This is a genomic window from Burkholderia sp. Ac-20344, from assembly GCF_017104975.1.
GTDB lineage: Bacteria > Pseudomonadota > Gammaproteobacteria > Burkholderiales > Burkholderiaceae > Burkholderia.
Window position 1 is genome coordinate 1 of record NZ_JAAGPP010000256.1, and the last position, 7,341, is coordinate 7,341.

Here is a 7,341-nt window from a genome sequence, read left to right on the forward strand (position 1 = left end):
CGCGGGCCATCCGCCGCCGTGCTGCCCGCGCGCCGCCCGTCACCCGCCGTGCGGCGGCAACGGCGCGCCGCGTGGCTCTTTCTCGCGCCGGCCTGCGCCATGGTTGCCGTCTATGTGATCTGGCCGATCCTGTCGACGCTGTGGCTGAGCCTGTACAACTGGGACGGGATGACCGAGCGCACCTTCGTCGGTCTCGCGAACTATGCGGAGCTGCTGCATGCGCCGACGTTCTACACCGCGCTGCGCAACAACGTGATCTGGCTCGCGCTCTTCATGCTCGCGCCGCCGCTCGGCCTCGCGCTCGCGTTGTATTTGAACCAGGCGGTCGGCGGCATCCGGCTCGTGAAGTCGCTGTTCTTCGCGCCGTTCGTGCTGTCCGGCGTGGTCGTCGGCCTGATCTTCTCGTGGTTCTACGATCCGACGTTCGGGCTGCTCGCGCTGATCGCCGGGCACGGCATCCCGGTGCTCGGCGACGCGCGCTACGCGACGTTCGGCATCGTATTCGCCGCGCTGTGGCCGCAAACCGCGTACTGCATGATCCTGTACCTGACCGGCCTCACGTCGCTCAACCCGGAACAGATCGAATCCGCACGGATGGAAGGCGCGCGCGGATTCGCGCTGCTGTGGCACGTGGTGCTGCCGCAACTGCGGCCGACCACCTTCATGGCGATCGTCGTCACGGTGATCGGCGCGCTGCGCAGTTTCGACCTGATCTCGGTGATGACGAGCGGCGGCCCGTTCGAGCGCTCGACCGTGCTTGCGTATTACATGTACGACCAGGCGATCAAGTACTACCGGCTCGGCTATTCCGCGTCGATCGCGGTCGTGCTGTTCGCGATCATGCTCGTCTACATCGTGTTCCAGTTGCGCCGCCTGCTGCGCAACGAGCAATAACCCTGACCGGTGGCCATCATGTTTCCGACTCCCGTTGCCCAATGGAAGCCCGTTTCGCGCAGGCTGTACAAGCTGTCGCTGCCCGTCGCGCTGCTGATCTGGCTGCTGCCGATGATCGCCGTGTTCGTCACGTCGGTGCGCTCGACCGAGGAACTGGTCGAAGGCCACTACTGGGGCTGGCCGCGGCACTTCTCGATGATCGAGAACTATCGCGACGCGCTGACGACGTCACCGATGCTGCATTACTTCTGGAACAGCGTGCAAATCACGGTGCCGTCTGTGCTTGGCTCGATCGCGCTCGCGGCGATGGCGGGCTTTGCGCTCGCGACCTACAAGTTTCGCGGGAGTACGGCGCTGTTCGGGACGTTCGTTGCGGGCAACTTCGTGCCGGTGCAGGTGTTGATGATTCCGGTGCGCGACTTGTCGCTCAGGCTCGGCGTGTTCAATACCGTCGAGGCGCTGATTCTGTTTCATGTCGCGTTTCAGACGGGGTTCTGCACGCTGTTCCTGCGCAATTTCATCAAACAGTTGCCGTTCGAGTTGATCGAAGCGGCGCGGATCGAAGGCGCGGGTGAATGGACGGTGTTCTGGCGGATCGTGCTGCCGTTGATCCGGCCTGCGTTGGCTGCGCTGGCGATTCTCGTTTTTACGTTCGTGTGGAATGACTACTTCTGGGCGCTGTGTCTGACGCAAGGCGATGAAGCCGCGCCGATCACGGCGGGCGTTGCCGCGCTGAAGGGCCAATGGACGACGTCGTGGAATCTCGTCTCGGCCGGGTCGATTCTTGCAGCGCTGCCGTCGGTCGCGATGTTCTTCGCGATGCAGAAGCATTTCGTGGCGGGGCTGACGTTCGGCGCGACGAAAGGCTGAACGCGCAGCCCGCGTATTCGTATCTCCCCTCCGCATCGTGAGGTTGCCCGCTTCGGCGGGCTTTTTTTGTTGCCGATGCCACGGCGACGGCACGTGATCGTCTACAAAAAACCGCCGCAGGCCTCGTGGACACGCGGCGGTCTCCCGATGATCGTCGACAGTCGAACGACGATCAGTAGTCCCACAGAACCGGCACAAAGCGAAATCCGTCGCCGTTCTTGGCAATATGACCGATGGACGGGAACGCGACATGCGCCGCGGCCAGTAGCGAGCCGGTTTCGGCGGCTTCATTGAACAGCGCGATACGCACGGCGGCAGCCGCCTCGGGATCGTGCTCGAAGCCATTTTGCCACTCGGGATGATCGAAGTTGACTTCGAAAATCGCATCGCCTGCGAACGTCAGCTTCTCGCCATTCGAGGCGACGTCCACGACGCAGTGCCCCGGCGTGTGTCCGCCCGTCACGCGCGCCGACACACCTGCGGCGACTTCCACGGTCTGATCGAACTGCACGATGTTTTCGCCGTAGAGCGCCACGAACTTTGCGGCCGCCTTGCGGAGCGCCGGTGGCACCGTTTCCGGCATCACCGTTTTGCTGAAGTCCGGATCTTTCCAGAACGCCACTTCCGCGGCCGACACGTGAATGCGCACGTCCGGGCGCAGCCTGGCCTTGACGCCGTCGACGTTCAGCCCGCCGACGTGATCCATGTGCATATGGGTAATCACGATATCGGTGATCGCAGACAAGTCGATGCCGGCCGATTCCAGGCGCATCACCGACTTCCCGGCGCGCGTGAAGTATTCGAAGCCGTCGCCCACGCCGGAGTCGATCAGGATCAGGCGGTCGCCGCTGCGCACGAGTGCGATATTCAGCGCCCAGTCGAACATGTCGCGTTGCAGGAAACGGCCGTCGAACCATGCGTTTCGGTCCGCTTCGCTCACGTTGGTGGACATGGTGGAGGTCGGCAGCGGCAGAATGCCGTCGCTGATCAGCACGACGTCGACGTTACCCACGCGAACGGCGTAGCGGGACGACACGAGTTCGCCCGAACCTTCCTTGCCAAGGTCGGCCGTAACCGGCTGAACATTGCGAGTGGTTTCTCTCATCTTCAATAGTCCTCTGTATCAAGTGGGGTAAGCCGCATTTCAGGGTGCGATTCACGTGCACGACCGCGAATTTCGCGCGCTTCGTTTGCGCTCGCCCTTCAACCGGGCGTGAGACGGATTGTAGTCAGGGAGACGAATGCCGGCAGCACCGGGAACGCACACATCATGTTGTCCGGGCGACAACAATCGACGACGGGCGGGAAACGAGAGGCAACGCGAGGGGGGGACTTATCGATCAGCAGTTCGATGACAGCGCCGCTTCGTATCTGAAGACGGTTTCGTAGCGGCTGCCCCCCGGTAATCGCCGCAGAACCTTCCCGCCCGGCTGCTACTCCACGCTCCCCGCTCCCTTGCTCCTCAACCGCACATCCACCGCGCCGATATTCTTCTCGTGCGCAACCAGCATCAACGACAACGCGTGATGAATTTCCGGCACCGCGAGCGTCGGCAGCAGCGTCTGCAGCTTGCGCACGACCCAGCGCTGGCCGCGATTCAGGAACGCGATCCGCTCAGCCAGATCGTCGATCGCCATCGCCTTTTTGTAGAACGCGCCGGTTGCGCGTGTCGGGAATGCATCGAGCGACCGGATCGTATCGACGAGCACGCTGCACCAGTGCGCCTCGTCCTGGCGGATATGTGCGATCAGCCGATGCAGTTCGGGATCGCCTGTCACCTCGGCCGCCGTCTCGGACGCCACGCGCGCACCCGCCCGCTCGGCCTCCAGCAGTTCGTCGAGCGCCGCCAGCAGCGCGGTGCGGCTGTCATGCGGAATCGGGTCGGTGCGGGCGTCGGGCCCGTCGTCACGCGTCGGAATCGACATGCGGCGTCCTCCTGTCAGGATCAGGATCGGTGATGGATCACGCTCGACGGTACACGGCGCGTGTTGCACGAATGTGCCCGCACCATGACGGGATCGCTCACCCAATACATCACATTGTGACATATTGGATCGTGGCGCTGCGCCGGTAGCGAGCCACGCTTGATCCATGTCATCGCGCAAGCGTGCCTGCGCCCGCTCACGTCCATCCCTCAAGCCGCAGCGTCGACCGCACGAGCCGCTGCTCCTCCTGCTCGATCTCCCGCAGATACTCGACGCACTGGCGAATATGCTCACTCGCCGCCTTGCGTGCCTGGTCCGGCAACCGCCCTGTCACCGCGTTATACAGCCGCGCATGCTGCCGATCGATCTGCTTCTTCAGCGGCTCGCGATGATAAAGATTGTTCACCGACGCAAACACCGAACTCAGCAGCAGATCGGTCAGCGACTGCAGCGTGTTGACGAGCACCGGGTTATGCGAAGCCTCACAGATCGCAAGATGAAACGCGTGATCGAGCTTCGCGCGCGCCGCCGGGTCGAGATCCTGCGCATCGGCCGCGGTCATCTCCTCATAGCGACGCTTGATCAGGATGAAATCGGCCGGCGTACCGCGCAGCGCCGCGAGCCGCGCGGCCTCCGTCTCGAGCATCCCGCGCACCTCGAACAGGTCGTACAGCGTGCGCGGCTGCGAGCCGAGCAGATGCATCATCGGCGTGATCTCGCGCTGCGGGGTCAGGCTCGCCACGAACGAGCCTTTGCCGTGCGTGGTGTCGATGATCCCGCGCGCACGCAGCAGCTTCATCCCTTCGCGCACGGCCGTGCGCGACACGCCGAGCTTCTCGGTCAGCCGCCGTTCGGACGGCAATGCCTGCCCGGCCTTCAACACGCCATCGACGATCAGATTCTCAATGCGCTCGGCAACGACATCGGCCACGTTCCGCGCCGGGCCTGCGCGATCCTGCATTTCCATACTGGTATGACCACTTCGGAGAGATATCGGGAATTTTCTCACAACCCCTTTTCACCATTGGATTAAAAGGCAGAGATCACAGCAACTTTCCGATCGCCCCATAAAAACTGGTATGACCACTCTCGACACGTCTGGACACACGCCCGCCGCGCGCCAAGAATCCCGTCCATCCGGCGCACCGCCCATCGCGCGGCCGCCGCATGAAGGAGACGGAGACACCCCGATGAGTTTCACCTACGACGAACGAATCGACGGCCCGCTGGCGACCGTCGGCCGCGACACGCTCGTCGCCGCGCTGCACGCGGCGGCGCCCGGTCTCGACGTGCTGCACGAACGCGAGGCGCTCAAGCCGTTCGAATGCGACGGCCTCGCCGCGTACCGCACGGTGCCGCTCGCAGTCGTGCTGCCCGACACGGTCGAGCAGGTGCGCGCCGTGCTGCGCGTCGCGGCCGCGCTCGGCGTGCCGGTGGTCGCGCGCGGCGCGGGCACGGGCCTGTCGGGCGGCGCGATGCCGCTCGAAAAAGGGCTCCTGCTCGTGATGGCGAAGTTCAACAGGATTCTCGACATCGACCCCAATGCCGGCATCGCGCGCGTGCAGCCCGGCGTGCGCAACCTCGCGATCTCGCAGGCCGCGGCACCGCACGGCCTCTACTACGCGCCCGATCCGTCGTCTCAGATCGCCTGCTCGATCGGCGGCAACGTGGCCGAGAACGCGGGCGGCGTGCACTGCCTGAAATACGGGCTCACGGTGCACAACATCCTGAAGGTCGAGATCCTGACGATCGACGGCGACACGCTCACGCTCGGCGCCGACGCGCTCGATGCCCCCGGCTTCGACCTGCTGGCGCTATTCACCGGCTCGGAAGGGATGCTCGGCATCGTCACCGAAGTCACCGTGAAGCTGCTGCCGAAGCCGCCGAGCGTGAAGGTGCTGATGGCGAGCTTCGACGACGTCGCGGAAGCCGGCGTCGCGGTCGCGCGGATCATCGGCGCGGGCGTGATCCCCGGCGGCCTCGAGATGATGGACAACCTCGCGATCCGTGCGGCCGAGGATTTCATTCACGCGGGCTACCCGGTCGACGCGCAGGCGATCCTGCTGTGCGAGCTCGACGGCTCGCCATCCGACGTCGAAGAAGACGCCGAACGTGTCGCCACGCTGCTGCGCGACGCGGGCGCAACCGAGATCCGCGTCGCGCGCGACGAAGCGGAGCGCCAGCGTTTCTGGGCCGGCCGCAAGAACGCGTTCCCCGCGGTCGGCCGCATGTCGCCCGACTACTACTGCATGGACGGCACGATCCCGCGCCGCGAGCTGCCGCGCGTGCTCGAAGGGATCGCCGCGCTGTCCGCCGAATACGGGCTGCCGGTCGCGAACGTATTCCACGCGGGCGACGGCAACATGCACCCGCTGATCCTGTTCGACGCGAACCGGCCCGGCGAACTCGACCGCGCGGAAGCGCTCGGCGGAAAGATCCTCGAGCTGTGCGTCGCGGCGGGCGGCAGCATCACCGGCGAGCACGGCGTCGGGCGCGAGAAGATCAACCAGATGTGCGTGCAGTTCAACGCCGACGAAATCACGTTCTTCCACGCGGTGAAGGCCGCGTTCGATCCGCAGAGCCTGCTCAATCCCGGCAAGAACATCCCGACGCTGCACCGCTGCGCCGAATTCGGCGCGATGCACGTCCATCACGGCAAGCTGCCGTTTCCCGAACTGGAGCGCTTCTGATGCGACGCGACATCGAATCGATCGACGACAGCGCGGCGCTCGTCGCCCAGGTCGACGCGGCGATCCACGATCGCCAGCCGCTGCACATCCGCGGCGCCGGCACGAAGGCGTTCCTCGGCCGTCCCGTCGAAGGCCGCACGCTCGACGTGCGCACGCATCGCGGCGTCGTCTCGTACGACCCGACCGAACTCGTCGTCACCGCGCGCGCGGGCACGCCGCTCGCCGATCTCGAAGCGATGCTCGACGCGGCCGGCCAGATGCTGCCGTGCGAGCCGCCGTCGTTCGGCGGCGCGGCAACGGTCGGCGGCATGTTCGCGGCGGCGCTGTCGGGCCCGCGCCGCCCGTGGGCCGGCGCGGTGCGCGACTTCGTGCTCGGCTGCCGCGTGATCACCGGCCACGCGAAACACCTGCGCTTCGGCGGCGAGGTGATGAAGAACGTCGCGGGCTACGACGTGTCGCGGTTGCTCGCGGGCAGCTTCGGCTGTCTCGGCGTCGTGACCGAGGTGTCGTTGAAGGTGCTGCCGAAGCCGCGTGCGACGGGCGATCTCGCATTGCCGCTTGCCGTGGACGAAGCCGTGCAGCGCATCGCCGCGTGGCGTCGTGCGGGGCTGCCGCTCGCGGGCGCATGCCACGCGGACGGCGTGCTGCGCGTGCGGATCGAAGGCGGCGAGGGCTCGGTGAAGGCCGCGCGCGACGCGATCGGCGGCGAGCGCATGGACGACCGCGACGGCGCGTTCTGGGCACGGCTGCGCGACCTTGCGCTGCCGTTCTTCGACGATCCGCGCCCGCTGTGGCGCGTATCGGTGCCGGCCGCCGCGCCGCTCGACGCGTTGCCCGGCGCGCTGCTCGCCGCGATGAACACGGCGTCCGAATACGGCTTCGGCGGCGTGATCGCCGCACTGCCGGGCTTTCTCGTCGTCGGCGATGCACTGAAGAGCATTCCGAACCCGCTCGTCAACGCG

At 65.9% G+C, this 7,341-nt stretch carries 6 protein-coding genes and 1 pseudogene; 4 read left to right on the forward strand and 3 right to left on the reverse strand.

Translation table 11 applies throughout. From position 1 onward, the window contains the following. Positions 1-894 (forward strand): sugar ABC transporter permease (locus G3N64_RS37570; RefSeq protein ID WP_241021417.1); only part of this gene is annotated, 894 nt, incomplete at its 5' end. Between the two features lie 18 nt (positions 895-912). Then, positions 913-1,764, forward strand: coding sequence for a carbohydrate ABC transporter permease (locus tag G3N64_RS37575; RefSeq protein WP_175014896.1), 852 nt, complete (start codon positions 913-915; stop codon positions 1,762-1,764). A gap of 172 nt (positions 1,765-1,936) precedes the next feature. On the opposite strand, the gene G3N64_RS37580 is transcribed toward G3N64_RS37575, so the two are convergent. The 3 genes and pseudogenes from G3N64_RS37580 to glcC all read right to left on the reverse strand — a co-directional run bounded on the left by G3N64_RS37580 (position 1,937) and on the right by glcC (position 4,656). Then, the gene (locus G3N64_RS37580; protein ID WP_205788659.1) at positions 1,937-2,869 is read right to left on the reverse strand and encodes an MBL fold metallo-hydrolase; all 933 of its coding nucleotides are present in this window, start codon (positions 2,867-2,869) and stop codon (positions 1,937-1,939) included. A 328-nt stretch (positions 2,870-3,197) separates the two neighbouring features. After that, positions 3,198-3,626: pseudogene (locus G3N64_RS37585) on the reverse strand (DUF6306 domain-containing protein); the annotation flags it as partial. A gap of 259 nt (positions 3,627-3,885) precedes the next feature. Further along, positions 3,886-4,656, reverse strand: a complete 771-nt coding sequence (glcC, locus tag G3N64_RS37590; RefSeq protein WP_205788656.1) for a transcriptional regulator GlcC — start codon at positions 4,654-4,656, stop codon at positions 3,886-3,888. A gap of 223 nt (positions 4,657-4,879) precedes the next feature. Here glcC and glcD point away from each other — a divergent pair, with 223 nt between their 5' ends. Together glcD and glcE are read left to right on the forward strand one after the other, a co-directional pair. Then, complete coding sequence (glcD, locus tag G3N64_RS37595; RefSeq protein ID WP_205788657.1) at positions 4,880-6,379, forward strand: glycolate oxidase subunit GlcD; 1,500 nt, start codon at positions 4,880-4,882, stop codon at positions 6,377-6,379. After that, positions 6,379-7,341, forward strand: a 963-nt coding sequence (gene glcE / locus G3N64_RS37600; protein ID WP_241021418.1) for a glycolate oxidase subunit GlcE, incomplete at its 3' end; no start/stop codon positions are given. The genes glcD and glcE, both read left to right, overlap by 1 nt.

What these genes read in the sequence shown, in the direction of transcription:
- G3N64_RS37575 (WP_175014896.1), top strand. Translation starts at nt 913, where the DNA reads ATGTTTCCGACTCCCGTTGCCCAATGGAAGCCCGTTTCGCGCAGGCTG.
- G3N64_RS37580 (WP_205788659.1), bottom strand. Translation starts at nt 2,869, where the DNA reads ATGAGAGAAACCACTCGCAATGTTCAGCCGGTTACGGCCGACCTTGGC.
- glcC (WP_205788656.1), bottom strand. Translation starts at nt 4,656, where the DNA reads ATGGAAATGCAGGATCGCGCAGGCCCGGCGCGGAACGTGGCCGATGTC.
- glcD (WP_205788657.1), top strand. Translation starts at nt 4,880, where the DNA reads ATGAGTTTCACCTACGACGAACGAATCGACGGCCCGCTGGCGACCGTC.